The sequence below is a fragment of the Asticcacaulis sp. genome (assembly GCF_035497195.1).
Taxonomy (GTDB): domain Bacteria; phylum Pseudomonadota; class Alphaproteobacteria; order Caulobacterales; family Caulobacteraceae; genus Asticcacaulis.
Map to the genome: position 1 here is coordinate 936,742 of NZ_DATJDZ010000014.1, position 17,280 is coordinate 954,021.

15 protein-coding genes are annotated in these 17,280 nt (G+C 58.6%); 1 reads left to right on the plus strand and 14 read right to left on the minus strand.

Going from position 1 to position 17,280, the window contains the following annotated elements:
- Positions 1-86: 86 nt before the first annotated feature.
- A complete protein-coding gene (locus VL130_RS08395) occupies positions 87-797 on the plus strand; it encodes a FadR/GntR family transcriptional regulator (RefSeq protein ID WP_325362331.1) in 711 nt (236 codons plus the stop codon).
- A 1-nt stretch (position 798) separates the two neighbouring features.
- On the opposite strand, the gene VL130_RS08400 is transcribed toward VL130_RS08395, so the two are convergent.
- The 14 genes from VL130_RS08400 to VL130_RS08465 form a co-directional block, all read right to left on the minus strand.
- Positions 799-3,591 carry a bifunctional diguanylate cyclase/phosphodiesterase gene (locus VL130_RS08400; RefSeq protein WP_325362332.1) on the minus strand — a complete coding sequence of 931 codons (2,793 nt, stop codon included), beginning with the start codon at positions 3,589-3,591 and terminating at the stop codon, positions 799-801.
- A gap of 139 nt (positions 3,592-3,730) precedes the next feature.
- Complete coding sequence (locus VL130_RS08405; protein ID WP_325362333.1) at positions 3,731-4,132, minus strand: death-on-curing protein; 402 nt, start codon at positions 4,130-4,132, stop codon at positions 3,731-3,733.
- Entirely contained in the window at positions 4,133-4,354 is a 222-nt protein-coding gene (locus VL130_RS08410) for an AbrB/MazE/SpoVT family DNA-binding domain-containing protein (protein ID WP_325362334.1), read from the minus strand. It abuts the gene before it with no gap.
- An 83-nt stretch (positions 4,355-4,437) separates the two neighbouring features.
- Positions 4,438-4,824, minus strand: a complete 387-nt coding sequence (locus tag VL130_RS08415) for a hypothetical protein (RefSeq protein ID WP_325362336.1) — start codon at positions 4,822-4,824, stop codon at positions 4,438-4,440.
- A 126-nt stretch (positions 4,825-4,950) separates the two neighbouring features.
- The gene (locus VL130_RS08420; protein WP_325362337.1) at positions 4,951-6,303 is read right to left on the minus strand and encodes an efflux transporter outer membrane subunit; all 1,353 of its coding nucleotides are present in this window, start codon (positions 6,301-6,303) and stop codon (positions 4,951-4,953) included.
- On the minus strand, positions 6,300-9,485 hold the full coding sequence (locus tag VL130_RS08425; protein ID WP_325362339.1) for an efflux RND transporter permease subunit: 3,186 nt from the start codon (positions 9,483-9,485) through the stop codon (positions 6,300-6,302). The genes VL130_RS08420 and VL130_RS08425 overlap by 4 nt, the downstream gene beginning before the upstream one ends.
- Before the next feature lie 3 nt (positions 9,486-9,488).
- Complete coding sequence (locus VL130_RS08430; RefSeq protein ID WP_325362340.1) at positions 9,489-10,640, minus strand: efflux RND transporter periplasmic adaptor subunit; 1,152 nt, start codon at positions 10,638-10,640, stop codon at positions 9,489-9,491.
- 176 nt (positions 10,641-10,816) lie between these two features.
- Positions 10,817-11,563 (minus strand): ABC transporter ATP-binding protein, encoded by a 747-nt coding sequence (locus tag VL130_RS08435; protein ID WP_325362341.1) that lies wholly within the window; start codon positions 11,561-11,563, stop codon positions 10,817-10,819.
- Positions 11,564-11,583: 20 nt separating this feature from the next.
- Positions 11,584-12,363 (minus strand): ABC transporter permease, encoded by a 780-nt coding sequence (locus tag VL130_RS08440; protein ID WP_325362343.1) that lies wholly within the window; start codon positions 12,361-12,363, stop codon positions 11,584-11,586.
- A gap of 139 nt (positions 12,364-12,502) precedes the next feature.
- On the minus strand, positions 12,503-13,372 hold the full coding sequence (rfbA, locus tag VL130_RS08445; RefSeq protein ID WP_325362345.1) for a glucose-1-phosphate thymidylyltransferase RfbA: 870 nt from the start codon (positions 13,370-13,372) through the stop codon (positions 12,503-12,505).
- Positions 13,373-13,388: 16 nt separating this feature from the next.
- Positions 13,389-14,279 (minus strand): dTDP-4-dehydrorhamnose reductase, encoded by an 891-nt coding sequence (gene rfbD / locus VL130_RS08450; RefSeq protein ID WP_325362346.1) that lies wholly within the window; start codon positions 14,277-14,279, stop codon positions 13,389-13,391.
- Positions 14,280-15,332: a dTDP-glucose 4,6-dehydratase gene (rfbB, locus tag VL130_RS08455; RefSeq protein WP_325362347.1), complete on the minus strand. Its 1,053-nt coding sequence runs from the start codon at positions 15,330-15,332 to the stop codon at positions 14,280-14,282.
- 114 nt (positions 15,333-15,446) lie between these two features.
- A complete protein-coding gene (gene rfbC, locus VL130_RS08460; RefSeq protein ID WP_325362348.1) occupies positions 15,447-15,989 on the minus strand; it encodes a dTDP-4-dehydrorhamnose 3,5-epimerase in 543 nt (180 codons plus the stop codon).
- A gap of 349 nt (positions 15,990-16,338) precedes the next feature.
- Positions 16,339-17,229 carry a DapH/DapD/GlmU-related protein gene (locus tag VL130_RS08465; RefSeq protein ID WP_325362350.1) on the minus strand — a complete coding sequence of 297 codons (891 nt, stop codon included), beginning with the start codon at positions 17,227-17,229 and terminating at the stop codon, positions 16,339-16,341.
- Positions 17,230-17,280 lie beyond the last annotated feature (51 nt).

A 17,280-nucleotide genomic window follows, 5' to 3' on the forward strand; every position in this document is an offset into this window, starting at 1 on the left:
ATGACTGCAATTTGAAGTGACAAATGGAATTTGATTAATTAAATTAAGGGCATAACGAACGATAAAAAAAATCGGGAAGACAACATATGCGGCATATCCCAGGCATGAGCCTGACCTACTCGCTGGTGGAAACGCTGGGGCAGGCGATCGTCGTCGGTGAGTATGAAGCGAGGGGTTTCCCAACCGAAGCCGAGTTGTGCGTCGCCCATAGCGCCAGCCGTACGGTCGCCCGCGAAGCCGTCAAGATGCTGACCGCCAAGGGGCTTTTAACGTCGCGCCCGCGCCAGGGCACGCGCGTGGAGGCGGTGAGCCGCTGGAACCTGCTCGATCCCGATGTGACGCGCTGGATGACCGAGCGGCCCTATTCGCACAAGATCTACCGCGACCTGTCCGAGGTGCGCCTGGCCATCGAACCCATCGCGGCGTCGCTGGCGGCCAAACGCGCGAGCAAGGCGGATATCAAGGCCATTCGCGCCGGCCTGAACGGGATGCGCGATGACTGCGATCATCACGACCTGGCCTTGCTGGCCGATATAGATTTCCATGTCGCCATCCTTCAGGCGTCGGGCAATCCATTCATTATCCAGCTCAAGGAACTGATCCATACCGCGCTGACGATCTCGATCGGCCTGACCAACCGCATCGCCGGTCACACCGCCAGCATACCGGCGCATGAAGCCGTTCTGATCGCCATCGAGGCCGGCCAGCCCGAAGTGGCGGAACGCGCCATGCGGGCGATCATCTCGGAATCCCTGGAGATGGTGGATTCGATCCAGCCGGAAGGCGTGGCGGAATAACTCAGGCCGCTTTCACCGTGCCGATGAATTCCACCGGACGGCCGAGCAGGTAGCCTTGCGCTTCCTCGCAGCCTTCCTCGCGCAGCAGGCCGAGTTGCGCTTCCGTTTCGACGCCTTCCGCCAGCACCGGGATGTCCAGTGACTTACCGAGCGCCAGGATGGCCCGAACGATGGCACGCGCCTGGGCGCTCTTGTCGGCCTCCATCAGGAAGGAGCGGTCGATCTTGATCTTGTCGAACGGGAAGGAATTGAGCGTGTCGAGCGAGGCATAGCCCGTGCCGAAGTCGTCGATGGCGATGGTGACGCCCAGCGCCTTGATCTGGCGCAACAGGTGTAAGGCGCGGACCTTATCACCAATGATGGTTGATTCGGTGATTTCCAGTTCGAGCCGGGACGGCGAGAGACCGGTCTCGATCAGTATCTCCTGAACCGTCTCGATCAGGCCGATCTCATTGAGCTGGACCGGCGACAGATTGACGGCGATCTTGAGGTTGTTGTTCCAGCTTACGGCCTCACGGCAGGCGGTGCGCAGCACCCAGGCGCCGATCTCGACGATGGCGCCGCTGTCTTCGGCAATAGAAATGAAATCGATCGGCGAAATGAAGCCGCGCACCGGATGCTTCCAGCGGATCAGGGCTTCATAGCCGGTAATCTCACCTGTCACGACCGATTGCTGGACCTGATAAAACAGGCGGAATTCATCGTCCTTCAGGGCGCGCTTCAAATCCTTGGCGATGGCGTTGCGCTCGCGCGCGGCCTCGTCCATGCCGGCGTCATAGTAACACAGGGCGCGGCCGGTGACCGCCTTGGCGCGCTGCATGGCCAGGTCGGCGTTATTGAGCAGGACTTCCCGCGTCTGACCGTCCTGCGGATAGATGCTGATGCCCATATTGATATTGAGAACGATATCCTCATCGCCGACACGGATCGGCTCGCAGGTGCAGTCGTAAAGCCTTTGCACGGCGTCACGCAGGTCTTCAAGATGTTTGAAGCGGCGCATCGAATTGAACTCGTCGCCACCGAAACGGGCGACCAGGCGGCCATCGACATGGGCATGATCGACCAGCCGCGCCGCCAGTTTCTTCAGCACCTCATCGCCGGCCTGATGCCCCAGACGGTCGTTGATTTCCTTGAACTGCGCGATATCGAAAGCCACCATGCCAAGATATTCGTTATTCTGCGCGGCGCGTGCCAGTTCGATTTCAAAGGCGTCGTTGAAATGGGTACGGTTGGGCAGGCCGGTCAGGGCGTCATGGCGCGCCAGATGCTGGATGCGGGCTTCGGAGACGCGGCGCTCGGTAACGTCTTCGAAGGTCGAGACCCAGCCGCCGTCAGCGACGGGACGGTGCGAGATCGACATCGAACGCGACTGATACAGATCGGAGAGCATTGTGCCGCCCCCCGGCTGGCTGATAAGCGCCATATGCCGGGCATGGTGACGCGCCAGTATGCTTTCGTCAGGACGCTCGCCCAGGCAAAGAGTGACGATATGATCCGACAAGGCGCGGAAGGTCATGCCGGGTTGAATCACGGCGGGGTCGAGGCCGTAAAGCTCTGCAAAACGGCTGTTCGACAGGATCAGGTGCTCGTTGCGATCAAAGAGCAGCAGGCCGATCGGCATGTAGGAAATGGCGGCGTCGAGGTTTCGCGCCGAGGTCCTTACCGCGTCTTCCGCCGCCTTGCGCTCGGTGATTTCGTGGGTGATGTTGGCGAAGCCCAGCAGCTTGCCTTCGCCATCGCGGAGGGCGCGCAGCAGGGTCTGGCCCCAGAATTGCTTGCCATCGGCGCGGCGGGCAAGCCCTTCCAGTTCGGCGCGACCCTCAAGCTCGGCCTTTTTCAGGGCTTCGCGGTAGCGGACGGGGAAGTTGGTATCGACGGCGCAGACATCGGCATAGACGCGGCCGGTGATCTCGGCGACGGGGTAGCCGTTGTTGCGGTCGCCGCCGGCGTTCCAGTCGGTGACGCGCCCCTGCGGATCGAGCAGGAAGATGGCGGTGTCCTCAAGGCCTTCCAGCAGGATGCGGAAGCGGCGGTTGCTTTCATCGCGCATCAGGTCGAGCCTGCGGCCGGAAATGACGGCGAAGGCGCACAGGGCCAGCACGGCGATGGCGGCGAAGGTGATGGCCAGGGACATCGAACCGGGGGAAAGCGTCAGGCCGCCGATGGCGCGGGCGGGGTCTGGCCGCACGGTAACCGCGCCCATAGCGGTGAAGTGAAGCGACACGATGGCCAGGACAAGCCAGAAAGGGGCGGAACGAATGATCCAGTGATGTTTAAGGACCTTTCCGGCGGGCTGGTTGACCGCCCACATAGCGATGGCGCCGAAGAGCAAGGCCAGCCCGATCGCGACGGACGCCAGATCCGGCGCCCAGACGACATGGCCGGGCAAATTCAGCGCCATCATGCCGAGATAGTGCATCGTGGCGATGCCGGCGCCCAGCACGGCGCCGCCAATGAGGCTGGCGTAGCGGAAGCCGCGGCTGATGCCGATTTCGATGCCGCCGGCGGTGATGCCTACGGCGCAGACGAGCGACAGCAAGGTAAGACGCAGGTCGTAACCGGTGGCGACCCCCGGATTATAGGCCAGCATGGCGATGAAGTGCGTGGCCCAGATGCCGAAGCCGCCGGCGGCGCCCGCCGTCAGCACCCAGTGCATCCGTTGTACGCCCGAAGTGGATTGGGCGCGCTCAATGATCAGGACTGCGACAATAGAGGAGAAAACGCAGATGGTGGCGGCCAGTAAGACCAGTTTCCAGTCGTGCTGATCCCTCAGGCAGTAAAGAACTCTATACATGCGTATCCATCGGATTGCTGCCGGTATTTTACCGGTTGTTAAGCGTTTCCAACGCCTGTTTTACAGGGCGTATATCAGCAATATGGCGCAATATGATTGTGATGACGTTAACTTGTCGGACGAATTACCATTTCGCTGTTCAGGCGGCTGTTGGCAACGACTGTGGCGTTATGTGGCCGCGTATCCAACTGGCGAAAGCCTCGCCGCTTAATTCGCCATTGCCGACCACCGTGAAGCCGAGAAAGCAGGTCGTGTCATCGGCGCTGAGCCGGTAACCGTTGAGGGACAGGAACAGCTCGGTGGTGATCAGCGCGGTGGAGAGGTTGGCGTCATGAAAGAGCTGGTCGTGGGCAAGCACATAGCCGTAACACGCGGCGAGGCTGGCCAGATCGGTGGAGGCGCTTTCATTCAAGGCGCGCACACGGGCGTGCATCATCTTCATCGGGCTGAGTTCGCGCAAGCCGGCTTGCCCGCCATGTTCGGCGACCTGTTCAGCCTGGATGGCCTCGATCAGGCCCTCACGGATCAGGACGAACGGCATCTATTTGCTCAGTTCATGAACGGCGTTGCGGCGCTTTTTCATCAGGTCACGCGCCGTCTGCATCTGTTCGGCGAAGGCCGGATCGTAGGGCGACAAGTGATAGCCATCCGGCGTTTCCGTAACGAAGACGGTATCGCCCTTGTCAAGCTTCAGGCGGCTAAGCAGGTCACGCGGCAGGATGACGCCGAGCGAATTGCCTATCCGGGTGATTTTCAGTTCCATGACAACCTCAGCGATTGGTTTGTTATAGCCTAGCTGTCAAACGTCAAAAATCGGTGTACGAACGCCCGTTGGAACAGTTCAAATCAGAACTGTGATATTTCTTCCGTTTCATGGCCGATGATTGATATGCGGCCACAGGTATTAGATGTCCCGTAGTATGTTGTCCGTTTATCTGACGAAATTTTTACCCCATAACTCAGGTCAAAATCATTGCCTGCCCACTGGACGGTATCTGGACCTTTATGAACGCTTAAAGACGCACATTTTTCTTTAGAATCTGCGTCATAGTTAAAATCGAAATTACATGATTTATTAGATTTAAGATTTGCCAAAATATATGGCTTGAGTTCTTTTTCATTCATCCAATGCCAAGGGGGGCAAAGATTGTCATTGTTTGTGCGGGGCCAAAACAACCACGTTGTTAAGCCGATAACAATGGCTGTAGCTCCAACGACAGATGCAAGTTTCATCGCTGCCCCCAAGCAAAAAATCATTGCAGCTTCCGGCTGAATCTAACTGTCGCACAGGCAAGATATAAAGCAATTTGTTTCTTCTATTTTTGAGCGTGCTTTAACTGGCTACAGAAGGCAAACGTTTTATTGCAGGCTCCCATCGTCACCCAGCGCCTTGTAGAGCGCCACAAGATTGGTGGCGCGCAGGGCTTGCAGGCTGATCAGGGTCTGTTGCGACGAATACAGCGTGCGCTGGGCGTCGAGCAGGGTCAGGTAGCTGTCCACACCCTTGTCATAACGGGCTTGCGACAGGGTGAGGGTGCGCTGCGCCGCGCCGGTGGCGGCGGTCTGGGCGCTCAGGCGTTCATCAATACGCGCCCGCACGGCCAAGGCGTCGCTGACCTCGGCAAAGGCGGACTGGATGGCTTTTTCGTACTGGGCGACAGCGATATCGCGGCTGGCCTCGGCGCTTTTCAGCCCGGCGATGTTGGCGCCGCCTGAGAAAATCGGCACCGAGATCGCCGGCACAAAACTCCAGGCGCCGGTGCCGGATTTGAACACGCCGTCAAGGTCGGGGCTGGCCGAGCCGGTAGAGCCGGTCAGCGAAATGCGCGGGAAGAAGGCCGCGCGCGCCGCGCCGATATTGGCGTTGGCCGATTTCAGGTCGTGTTCGGCGGCCAGCACATCCGGGCGATCGAGCAGGACATCGGACGGCAGGCCGACCGGCAGGGCGCCAGCCACCTGTCCGGTTTGCAAGCCTTCTGGCAGCAGATCGGCGGTCAGGGGCGCGCCGGTCAGCAGGGTGAGGGTGGATTTGTCCTGGTCGATGACGGTTTGCAGGCGGGCGACATCGGCACGCGCGGTTTCCGCCAGCACCTCAATCTGGGCCAGGTCGAGATCGCTGAGGACACCGATATTGGCCTGGCCCTGAGCGATGGTCAGCGCATCGCGTCGGGCGGCCAAAGTTTGTTGCGCCAGCCGGAGTTGGTCCTGATCGGAAGCCAGGGTCAGCCATTGCGTGGCGACGGCGGCTATGAGGCTGATCTGAACGGCATTGCGGTTTTCGCGCTCGGCGAAGAAGCTTTCGACGGCGGCATTTTTCAACGAGCGGACGCGGCCGAACAGATCGACCTCGTAGGCGCTTAGGCCGAGACTGGCTGAGTAGCTTCGGCTGGACTGATTGCGCGGATTGCTCAGTGAAGCATCGATTCCGGGCAGCAGATCTGAGCGGGCAATACGATACTGGGCCTGTGCCCGTTCGACATTAAGCGCCGCCACGCGCAGGTCGCGGTTCTGTTCGAGCGCCAGGTTGATTGTCGCTTGCAGGCGCGCATCGGTGAACAGGTCACGCCATTTGAGCGGTGCGTCAGAAGCCGCCGCCGCCACCGGCCATTCGGTCGCCACCGGCGGTGCGGGCTGGATATATTTCGGCGCCAGTGTGCAGGCCGATAGAACCGAGGAGAGCGCGAGCAGCGAGATTATCGAGGTGTGTCTCATTGGTTGCGCTCCGCTTTGGCGGCATTTCTGGCGGCGATATCCTGCGGCAGGTTATCCATGCGAAATAGCTTCTGCACCAGCACGAAGAACAGCGGCACGAAGAAGATGGCCAGGAAGGTGGCCGAGAGCACGCCGCCGATCAGGCCGGTGCCGATGGCGTGCTGCGACGCCGAACCGGCCGAATTGGCCAGGGCCAGCGGCAGGATGCCGAAGGTGAAGGCCAGCGAGGTCATGATGATCGGGCGCAGACGAATACGGACAGCTTCCAGCGTGGCGTCAAGCAGGGTGCGGCCTTCTTCATGCAGAATCTTGGCGAATTCGACGATCAGGATGGCGTTCTTGGCCGACAGCCCCATCGTGGCGAGCAGGCCGACCTGGAAGTAGATATCGTTGTCGAGGCCGCGGAACCAGGTGGCGAGCAGGGCGCCGAAGACGCCCAGCGGTACGACGAGGATGACGGCGAACGGGATCGACCAGCTTTCATATAGCGCCGCCAGCAGCAGGAAGACGACAAGCACGGACAGGGCGTAGAGCGCCGGGGCCTGCTGGCCGGATTCCTTTTCCTGCAGCGAGATGCCGGTCCATTCGTAACCGATGCCGGGGGGCAACTGGCCCGCCAGTTCCTCCATTTTTTCCATCGCCTTGCCGTTGGACTGGCCGGTGGCGGCGGTGCCCTGCACTTCCATCGAACCGGCGCCGTTGTAGCGTTGCAGTTGCGGCGGGCCGAAGGTCCAGCGCGACGATCCGACGGCCGAGAAGGGGACCATGGCGCCGTCGCTGTTGCGCAGGAACCAGCGGTTTATGTCTTCGGGCTGGCTGCGGAACTGGCTGTCGCCCTGGACATAGACGCGCTTGATCCGGCCGCGGTCGATGAAGTCATTGACATAGGTGCCGCCGAGCGCGGTGCCCAAAAGGGAATTAATATCGGAGACCGCCACGCCCATGGCGCCGGCGCGGGTATTATCGATATCGAGCTTGAGCTGCGGTGTGTCGTCCTGGATATTGGCGCGGACGTTGGACAGCAAGGGCTCCCTGGCAGACAGGGCGACAAGCTGATCGCGCGCATCGGCCAGGCCCTCGTGGCCCACGCCGCCGACGTCCTTCAACTGCATGTCGAAACCGGAGGCATTGCCCAGTTCGCGCACGGCGGGCGGTATGATCGGAAAGACGCGGGCCGTGTGGATTTTGGAGAACTGCTTGTTGACGCGGTCGACGAGGGCAAACACCTTCATGTCGTCGCTGTGGCGTTGCTTGAAATCCTTCATGCGGACGAAGGCCATGCCCTGGTTTCCGCCCGATCCGGACCCACCGAATCCGGCGATGGTGAATACGTAGGCAACCGAGGGGTCTTTCTGATAGACGTCCTGGACCTGCTTGAGGACGGCCACCGTCTTGTCGGTGGTGGAGCCGACCGGCAACTGGACCTGGGTCATCAGCGCGCCCTGGTCTTCATCCGGCAGGAAGGAGGTCGGCAGGGTCATGGCCAGGCCGACCACGGCGGCGATGATGCCGGCATAGACCAGCATGAACAGGCCCGGCTTGCGGATAATGCCCTTGACCGATTTCTGGTAGCGGTGGGCGAAGACCTGGAAGCCGCGATTGAAGCCGGTCAGCAGTCCCTTGACCTTGACATCTTCTTCTTCCGTGCCTTCCGGCGCGACCGTGATGCCTTCGTGGGGCTTGGGGCGGCGCAGCAGGGTAGCGCAGAGCGGCGGGGTCAGGACGAGCGCGACGAGGACCGACAGGCCCATGGCCGAAACGAGCGTCACCGAAAACTGGCGATAGATTATGCCCTGCGTGCCGCCGAAGAAGGCCATCGGCACGAACATGGCGGCCAGCACCGAGGCGACGCCGATCAGGGCGCCGGTGATCTCGTCCATCGATTTCTGCGTCGCTTCCAGCGGGTCAAGACCCTCTTCGTGCATGACGCGCTCGACGTTTTCGACCACGACGATGGCGTCATCGACCAGCAGGCCAATGGCCAGCACCAGCCCGAACATGGTCAGGGTATTGATCGAATAGCCGAAGACCGCGAGGATGCCGAAAGTGCCGAGCAGCACGACCGGCACAGCGATGGCCGGAATCAGCGTTGCGCGCCAGTTTTGCAGGAAAACGAACATGATGATGAAGACGAGCACGATGGCCTCGACAAGGGTCTTCACCACGTCTTCGATCGAGAGCTTGACGAAATCGGTCGAGTCGTTGGGAATGGCGTATTTGACGCCGGCCGGGAAGGAGGGTTCCAGTTCCTTGATCTTGGCCTTGACCAGATCGGCGGTCTTCAGCGCATTGGCACCGGTGGCCAGCGTGATCTGCATCCCCGAAGCCTTATGGCCGTTCATGCGGGCGATGCTGCCGTAGTTTTGCGGCCCCAGTTCGACGCGGGCCACATCGCGCAGATAGACGGGCGTGCCGGCGGAGTTGTTCTTGACGATGATGTTCTCGAACTGCGCCGGGGTCTGAAGCTGCGATTGCGCCGTGATGGTGGCGTTGATCGCGGTATCGGGCGTGGCCGGATCGGCGCCCAGATTGCCGGCGGAAACCTGGGTATTTTGCGCCTTGATGGCGTTCAGCACATCGTTCGGCGTCAGGCTGAAGCTGGCCAGCTTGTCGGCGTTCAGCCAGATGCGCATGGCGTATTGAGAACCGAAGACGCGGGTATCGCCGACGCCTTCGATACGCGAAATCGGGTCGTTGAGATTGGAAGCGATCCAGTCGGCGAGGTCGGCGTTCGTGAGGCTGTCGTCTTCGGTATAGAGGGCGATGGCCATCAGGGTGGAACCGGAGGCTTTATTGACGCGCAGGCCCTGCTGCTGCACGTCGGTCGGCAGGCGGCGGATGACCGAATTGGCCTGATTCTGCACCTGAACCTGGGCGAAGTCCGGATCGGTGCCGGCCTCGAACACCAGGGTCACCGACCCGGAGCCGGTGGACGAGGTCGAGGTCATGTATTTCAGGCCGTCAAGCCCGGTCATCCCCTGTTCGATGACCTGCGTCACCGAATCCTCGACCACCTTGGCGGAGGCGCCGGTATAGGTGGCCGAAACGGTCACCTGGGGCAGGGCGATCTTTGGGTACTGCTCGATCGGCAGGGTGAAGATGGCCAGAGTGCCGGCCAGCATGATGACGATGGCGATGACCCACGCAAAGATGGGGCGGACGATAAAGAAACGCGACAACATCGGTTATTGCTCCGAGGCGTTGGGAGCGGGCTTGACCGGAGCTGCTTTGATATCGCCCTTGTCCTTCAGCTTCATGGCCCCTTCGGCGATCACCTTATCGCCGGCTTTAAGGCCGTTCAGCACCTGCCACTGATTGCCCTGCATCTGACCCAGGGTAATCGCCTGTTTGTGCGCCTTGTTGTCGGCCCCGGCCAGCAAAACACTGGCGCCGCCCGTCGGATCGAGCACCACGGCGCCTTGCGGGATCAGGATCGCCTGAGACACCGTGCCCTTGACGATGCGGGCATTGACGAACATGCCGGGCAGAAGAAGCCCCTGCGGATTGGCGAAGACGGCGCGAAGCGTCACTGAACCTGTGGCCGGATCGACCGTGACATCGGAAAATTCAAGGCGGCCGGTGAGCGGATAGGTCGAGCCATCGTCGAGGGTCAGGGTGACATCGGCGTGATCGGGCGCGCCCAGTTCGCCCGACATCAGGGCGCGCTTGAGCTTCAGCATATCCGAGGCCGACTGGGTAATATCGACATAGATCTTGGAGAGGTCCTGCACCGTCGCCAGCGCTGCGGCCTGGTTGGCGGTGACCAGCGCGCCCGGCGTGACCGTGGACTTGCCAATCTGGCCGGAGATCGGTGACACGACCTTGGTATAGTTCAGGTTGATGCTGGCGGTCTGGACATTGGCCTTTTGCAGGGCGAGCGTGGCGGCGGCGGTTTTCTGCGCCGTCTGGGCGTCGTCGTAATCCTGCTGGCTGATGGCCTTGATGCTGATCAGTTGCGTGTAGCGGTCGGCTTTTTGTTTGGCCGAGTCGTAATTGGCCTGGGCCTGGGCCTGTTGCGCCAGGGCGCTGTCATAGGCGGCCTGATAGGTGGCCGGATCGATCTGATAAAGCGACTGCCCCGCCGAAACCTTCCCGCCTTCGGTGAACAGCCGCGTCTTGATGATGCCGCCGACCTGGGGCCGCACGTCCGATACCAAGAAGGCCGAGGTGCGGCCGGAAAGCTCCTGGGTGATGCTGAGAGGTTGCGTATTGACCACGACATAACCGACGGTCGTCGCGCCGCGCGCCTTGGAGGTATCGTCCTTTTTGGTGCAGCCGGACAGGCAGAGCACACCGACAAGGACAGCGGCGATCGCGGGGGAGACGGGTTTCAACATCAGAGGCCTCTTGGTTACTGTCCTTCTTAACGCAGGTGCGAACATTTTCCGGCGGAAATTCTACGGGACATGACTAAAAAAGAAGGACTCAAAATTAATGGCCGCCAGTGAGGTTATAAAAGCAATGGGCCTGACGATGTGTTCGCCAGGCCCATGAACGATCATTATACGGAAGCTTAGAAAGGCCGGTCGTTTTTTTCATCCCAGTCATCGATGTCGCCGAAGAAAACCTGCTCGCCGGCGTTCAGCACAAGCAGCTTGTTGCACATGCGTTTGATCAGACCCCAGTTATGACTGGCCAATACGATAATGCGCGACTGGTGCAAAATGCTGTTCAGGCGTTTATTGGCTTTTTCGAAAAAGGCCTTGTCACCCGCACCTAACCATTCATCCATCAACAGGATTTCCGGGTCGAGGCTGGTCGCTACGCCGAAGACAAGACGCGTTCTCATACCGGAAGAGTATGTCTTGAGTGGCAGGTCAATGAATTCGCCCAATTCGGTGAATTCAAATATCTCAGGTGTCAGCGCGATAATCTGCTTGGTCGAATACCCGCGGATTCGCCCCATATTGATCAGGTTTTCACGGCCGGTCAGTTCAGGATCAACACCCAGATTGATATCGATCATCGACGCGACGCGTCCGGCGACATGCACCGTGCCGCGATCCGGTTCGTAGACGCCCGCCAGCACCTTCAGCAGGGTGGTCTTGCCCGCGCCATTGTGACCGATAATGCCCAGACGATCGCCGTCATTCAGCGAGAAAGAGACATTGTTCAGCGCGCGAACATGGATGACATCATGACCGTCCTTCAGCAGTTTACCCCCGACCGCGAGGTTGGCGAGCGTATTGCGGATGGACTGCGCCCGGATAGAGTAGACAGGGTAGGCAAGCTCTACGCCTCTTAATTCAACAATAGACATGGTAGGCAGGTATCCCTGAATTAAACCCAGAAGGGGATGCGGCGGCGGCAGGCCGTGAACGTGATGAACCAGGCGATGACGCCTGTTATAAGCAAACCGAACGCCAGGTTCCAGTTAACGGCGGTGGGGGGCACGCCGAGGATGGGCGCACGGATCAGGCTGACCATCGCATAAAGCGGATTGTAGTCGGCTATCCAACGCTTGTTGGCGCTGAGCAAATCGTAATGCCAGTAAATCGGTGTCAGGAAGTACAGCACCATGGATATGTTGGCGAGCAGGAAGCGCAGGTCGCGGAAGCGGGCGGCCGCCAGACCGACCACTGTGCCCCATGTCATCATGATGAAAACATCGATCACAAGTCCCGGCAATATCGTCCAGTGCGGTATGGTCAGGGTGCCGAAAAAGGTCATTAAAATGTAAAAAATTACCAGATTGTGCGCAAATAGCATCAGGACGCGGGCGACTTCCTCGAAGGTAAAATAACTGAAGGGATAGGCATGGTTACGGATAATCGCACTGGAGGACAAATATAGCTCCGGTCCCTCGCCCAGCGTCCACAGGCACAGGGTGGCCGCCAGATTGCCCATCATGACATAGGGCAGAAAGTCCTTAACGCTGCGACCGAACAGGTCGCCGAAAACGATAGTAATGGCGATGGACAGGAAAACAAAATTACCGGCAATCCACAAGGAGCCAAGGGCGGTGCGCTTATATTTGGCGCTGAGAAAATAATAGGCCTGGTGCAGCCATACCGGATACATCTTGAACCCGGCAACGACGTCTTTAATTGTTTTATCCATTTATCTTCACTCAAAGGGTCAATGTATCGGCCTGAAGATATTCATGCCGCGCTGCAAAACGTCTTTTGTTCAGAAACCATTAGACAAATGACGTGGCCGTAACAAGGCCTTTATATGCAGATTTCGGGGCCTGCCGCGGTTAGCTGTTTATCAGGCATTTTCTCAGATATAAGCCATATTCGCTTTTGATCAGGCTATTGGCGAGTTCTTCCAGTTCGGCGTCACTGATAAAACCGCGCCGCCAGGCTACCTCTTCAGGACAGGCGATCTTGAAGCCCTGGCGCTTTTCTAGGACGCGCACGAATTCGGCGGCGTCAAGCAGGCTGTCAGGCGTGCCAGTATCGAGCCAGGCATAGCCGCGGCCGATCGGCTTCACGCTCAGGTCGCCTCGCTCCAGATAGGTGCGGTTGACATCGGTGATTTCGTATTCGCCGCGTGCCGAAGGCTTGAGATTGGCGGCGATATCGACGACCTGATGATCGTAGAAATAAAGGCCGGTGATCGCCCAATTGGAGCGCGGGTTCTTCGGTTTTTCCTCGACCGAAAGCGCCTTGAAATTGTCATCGAATTCGACGACGCCGTAGCGTTCGGGATCGGAAACCTGATAGGCGAAGACGCTGGCGCCTGAAGTTATCGCGGCCGATTCTTCCAGGAAGGTCGAGAGCGACGGACCATAATAGATGTTATCGCCCAGGATCAGACACGACGGCTCCTTGCCGACAAAATCGGCGCCGATGATGTAGGCCTGAGCCAGCCCGTCCGGGGTCGGTTGTTCAGCGTAGGACAGATTGATGCCCCACTGTTCGCCGGCGCCGAGAAGCTTCTGGAACAGCGGCAGGTCATGCGGGGTCGAAATGATCAGGATGTCGCGGATACCGGCCATCATCAGGGTCGACAGCGGATAGTAGATCATTGGCTTGTCATAGATCGGCATCATTTGCTTGGAGACGCCGATGGTCATGGGATGCAGGCGCGAACCGCTGCCGCCGGCCAATATAATGCCCTTCATAGGGGAAACCTCTGTGTCATCTGGTCGCTGTTATCAGTTGGTCCAGGCAGTCATCCAGCGATTCCCGCCAGGGATCGAGGCGCAGGCCATAGGTGTCGTCGAGTTTGTCGCCGTTCAGGCGGGAATTGGCCGGACGTTTTGCCGGGGTCGGATATTCGCTGGCGGGGATTGGCTTGATCCGGACCGGCTTGCGGCCGCGTGACTCGGCGCCGGCAAAGATGGCTTCGGCGAATTCCGCCCAGTTCGTTTCACCCTGACCGGTCAGATGGAAGGTGCCACGCAAGGTCGGATCTCGATCGATGACGACCTGCTGCGCCACAGCCAGAAGCGCCCGGGCGATCTCTGGCGCATAGGTCGGGCAACCGTACTGGTCGGCGACCACGTTCAGTTCATCGCGCGTTTCGCCCAGGCGCAGCATGGTTTTGACGAAATTGTTGCCATAGGGCGAATAGACCCAGGCGGTGCGCAGGATGACATGGTTGTCGGTCGCGGCGCGGATCTGGTCTTCGCCCGAAAGCTTGGTCTTGCCATAAACGCTGGCCGGTGCGGGCGTGTCGGTTTCATCGTAGGCGCCATGCTTGTCGCCGGCAAAAACGTAGTCGGTCGACAGATGCAGGATGGGGATGTCGAGTTCCGCCGCCAGACGCGCCAGCGCGCCGGGGGCGTCGCCATTGATTGTCTGGGCCAGTTCAGCCTCGGTTTCCGCCTTGTCAACGGTCGTATAGGCGGCTGACGAGATGATGACATCGGGGCGCGCGTCTCGGACAGGCGCTTCAAGTGTTTCCGGTTGCGACAGATCGATTTCAGGCAGGCCGATGCGGATGATTTCCAGGCCGAGCTTGTCGCCCAGCGTTTGCAGAGAGGTATCGACCTGACCTTCTTTTCCGGTGACAAGTATGCGCATCATCTAGGCCTTGAGTACGCCAAGGCGCTCCCCGGCATAAACGTCACCGCGCAATGGCCGCCACCACACCTCATTATCGAGATACCAGCGCACCGTCTTCTCGATGCCACTATCGAAGTCTTCCTGCGCCTTCCAGCCCAGTTCGGTCTCTAACCGGGTGGCGTCAATGGCGTAACGTTGGTCGTGGCCGGGACGGTCTGTGACAAAGGTAATCAGCTTATCGTGCGGCGCGTTTTGCGGCCTCAGTTCGTCCATAATGGCGCAGATGCGGCGGACGACATCGATATTCTTGCGTTCGTTGCGGCCGCCGACATTGTAGGTTTCGCCGAGGCGTCCCTTCGAGCAGATCAGGTGCAGGGCGCGGGCGTGATCCTCGACATAAAGCCAGTCGCGGATATTGCTGCCATCACCATAAACAGGCAAGGGCTTGCCTTCCATGGCGTTGATGATGTTGAGCGGGATCAGCTTTTCCGGAAAATGACAGGGGCCGTAATTATTCGAGCAGTTCGATACCACGACGGGCAGTCCATAGGTGCGGTGCCAGGCCTTGGCCAGATGGTCAGATGCCGCCTTGGAAGCCGAGTAGGGCGAGGACGGATCGTAGGGCGTGGCTTCCTCGAACAGGCCGGTTTCGCCGAGTGAGCCATAGACTTCATCGGTCGAGACGTGGAGAAAGCGGAAATTGGCTTTGGCGTCGCCTTGCAGGCTGTTCCAGTATTGCCTGGCGCCTTCGAGCATGGAAAACGTGCCCATGACATTGGTCTCGACGAAATCCTTTGCGCCTGTGATGGAGCGATCAACGTGGCTTTCGGCCGCCAGGTGCATGATATGATCCGGGCGGAAGGACGCGATGGTTTCGCTGACCTTGGCGTAGTCGCAGATATCGGCCTGAATGAAATGGTAGTTGTTGGCGCCCTCGATCGGGCTCAGGGATTCCAGATTGCCTGCATATGTCAGCTTGTCAAGATTGAGCACATCGGCGCCCACCTCGCCGACCAGATAGCGCACCAGCGCCGAACCGATAAAACCAGCGCCGCCGGTTACCAAAATACGCATTTAAAATCGTCCCTCAATAAGCCGGTGCATCCGGCCGTCCCGATCGGACCTTTCAGTCCTGGCCTGCAAAAGCCCCCCGGCCCCGGCATCAATTTCAATCAGCCAATATATCGCCTAGCGCAAAGACGCAAGCTTGGGCTGTATCCTGTCCTTGTCGGAAAGTACGGCTTTTGTCACATCTATCGGCCAGGTTATGCCGATTTCCGGATCGTCGAAGGCAATGCCGGCGTCATGCGGTTGTGAATAGGGATTGGTTACCTTATAGAAGACCTCGGTGTCTGGTTCCAGCGTGCAGAAGCCGTGGGCGAATCCCTCGGGCACCCACAATTGTTCACCGGCGGCGGCGGTGAGGGTGGCTCCGACCCACTGGCCGAACGTATCCGATCCCTTGCGGATATCCACAGCGACGTCGTAGATTGCCCCTTTCAAACAGCGCACCAGTTTGCCCTGCGGCACCGGGTCTCTCTGGTAATGCAGGCCGCGGATCGTGCCGGTCTGGGCCGACAGCGACTGATTATCCTGCACAAAGGTGACGTTCTCGATATTTTCGCGGAACCAATCAGCCTTGAAGGCCTCCATAAAATAGCCGCGCGAATCACCGATCATCTTCGGTCTGATCAGCGCGGGACCGGGTACGGCGAATTTTTCAAACTGCATTGGGCGCTCTGATCTGTCACAGGGAAGAGTTGTCTGTTTGCCAAATTCCTTAGGGAGGCGCAATCACTATAATTGCAACAAAAAACAACGTAATGCCAGTCGCGTGGCTTCTGACTCGGTTGTGATTTTGCGGCATTACCGAACGCTGCTTCACTCCTCTGATTGGGAGGCATTGGCAAGTGGCCATGAAATTACGACAGATTTTGATGCATCTGGTTTGAGGTTTATGGCTCGCCACAGCGGGGATTCCAATCAAGCCAGACAGCTTTATGAGGCGATAAATTTAAAATAAATCCAACCCATCATTTGTCGGGAGTAAACACTTAATAACGGCTGGAGAGTTTTTAAATCACCTGACAGCATTGATAAAAGCTGAAATGTCAGGGGATAAAATAAGGGGCATATGGGCCTTAATACGAGCTATTGGCCAATTCCACCAAGCGATGCGCAATAGTTGCGCGGCTATTTCTGGTGGATGCCTGTGTTTGATAAAGCGCGCGGGATTGCCGCCATAGATATGGTAAGGCGGAACGTCTCGCGTCACAATGGCTCCAGCCGCAATAATTGCTCCGTCTCCAATACTGACACCGGAGGTAATAATTGTACGCGCACCAACCCAAACATCGCTTCCAATGGAAATATCCCCCTTGGTTCTATGATTATCACTGTTGGTCGGCACTGCGCTCCAATCTATATGGTTAGTTTTAGCAAGAGCCTGGAAAGGATACGTGGTGGCTGATCGGTAATCATGGTCACCTAGAATAATCATCACTTCGGGACCGATGGAGGTGAACCGTCCAATTCTTAGTTTGGCCCATTCTCTTTCGAGTATCCTTGGTGTGCCATAAGTATACTCGCCAATAGACCAGCCATACCGTTTTATGTCTGCCTGAAGATAGTATTGAGTGCTAAATGTCAAGCTTGGCGAGCCTATTTCACTTGTTGCTTCCATCCTAAGGCGCGTGGCAGGATGTGACTCTACCACTCCCTCGAAAGCAGAGGGGGAATTGGGAACGCGCGAAAGACGAGCGCAAATATTTCCATCCTCACGTAGTATAAGCAGGCAATCGCCGTTTATGTCCCAGCCTGCTATATTCTGGCTGCGAAAGCCTGAAATTGTTCCGTCTGGCCTTAATTCCATAAATTTTGTGACTATTGCCCCGTCGGCATAAGAATAGGTCCAGACGATGCGGATAATTTCTTCGCGCACTAAAGGGGCGGATGGGATGATTTCTGTCATCAGTCGTCTCCGTCGGGATAAAATATGTACATTTACACCACCCAACGGGAC

What these genes read in the sequence shown, in the direction of transcription:
- VL130_RS08395 (WP_325362331.1), top strand. Translation starts at nt 87, where the DNA reads ATGCGGCATATCCCAGGCATGAGCCTGACCTACTCGCTGGTGGAAACG.
- VL130_RS08400 (WP_325362332.1), bottom strand. Translation starts at nt 3,591, where the DNA reads ATGTATAGAGTTCTTTACTGCCTGAGGGATCAGCACGACTGGAAACTG.
- VL130_RS08405 (WP_325362333.1), bottom strand. Translation starts at nt 4,132, where the DNA reads ATGCCGTTCGTCCTGATCCGTGAGGGCCTGATCGAGGCCATCCAGGCT.
- VL130_RS08410 (WP_325362334.1), bottom strand. Translation starts at nt 4,354, where the DNA reads ATGGAACTGAAAATCACCCGGATAGGCAATTCGCTCGGCGTCATCCTG.
- VL130_RS08415 (WP_325362336.1), bottom strand. Translation starts at nt 4,824, where the DNA reads ATGAAACTTGCATCTGTCGTTGGAGCTACAGCCATTGTTATCGGCTTA.
- VL130_RS08420 (WP_325362337.1), bottom strand. Translation starts at nt 6,303, where the DNA reads ATGAGACACACCTCGATAATCTCGCTGCTCGCGCTCTCCTCGGTTCTA.
- VL130_RS08425 (WP_325362339.1), bottom strand. Translation starts at nt 9,485, where the DNA reads ATGTTGTCGCGTTTCTTTATCGTCCGCCCCATCTTTGCGTGGGTCATC.
- VL130_RS08430 (WP_325362340.1), bottom strand. Translation starts at nt 10,640, where the DNA reads ATGTTGAAACCCGTCTCCCCCGCGATCGCCGCTGTCCTTGTCGGTGTG.
- VL130_RS08435 (WP_325362341.1), bottom strand. Translation starts at nt 11,563, where the DNA reads ATGTCTATTGTTGAATTAAGAGGCGTAGAGCTTGCCTACCCTGTCTAC.
- VL130_RS08440 (WP_325362343.1), bottom strand. Translation starts at nt 12,363, where the DNA reads ATGGATAAAACAATTAAAGACGTCGTTGCCGGGTTCAAGATGTATCCG.
- rfbA (WP_325362345.1), bottom strand. Translation starts at nt 13,372, where the DNA reads ATGAAGGGCATTATATTGGCCGGCGGCAGCGGTTCGCGCCTGCATCCC.
- rfbD (WP_325362346.1), bottom strand. Translation starts at nt 14,279, where the DNA reads ATGATGCGCATACTTGTCACCGGAAAAGAAGGTCAGGTCGATACCTCT.
- rfbB (WP_325362347.1), bottom strand. Translation starts at nt 15,332, where the DNA reads ATGCGTATTTTGGTAACCGGCGGCGCTGGTTTTATCGGTTCGGCGCTG.
- rfbC (WP_325362348.1), bottom strand. Translation starts at nt 15,989, where the DNA reads ATGCAGTTTGAAAAATTCGCCGTACCCGGTCCCGCGCTGATCAGACCG.
- VL130_RS08465 (WP_325362350.1), bottom strand. Translation starts at nt 17,229, where the DNA reads ATGACAGAAATCATCCCATCCGCCCCTTTAGTGCGCGAAGAAATTATC.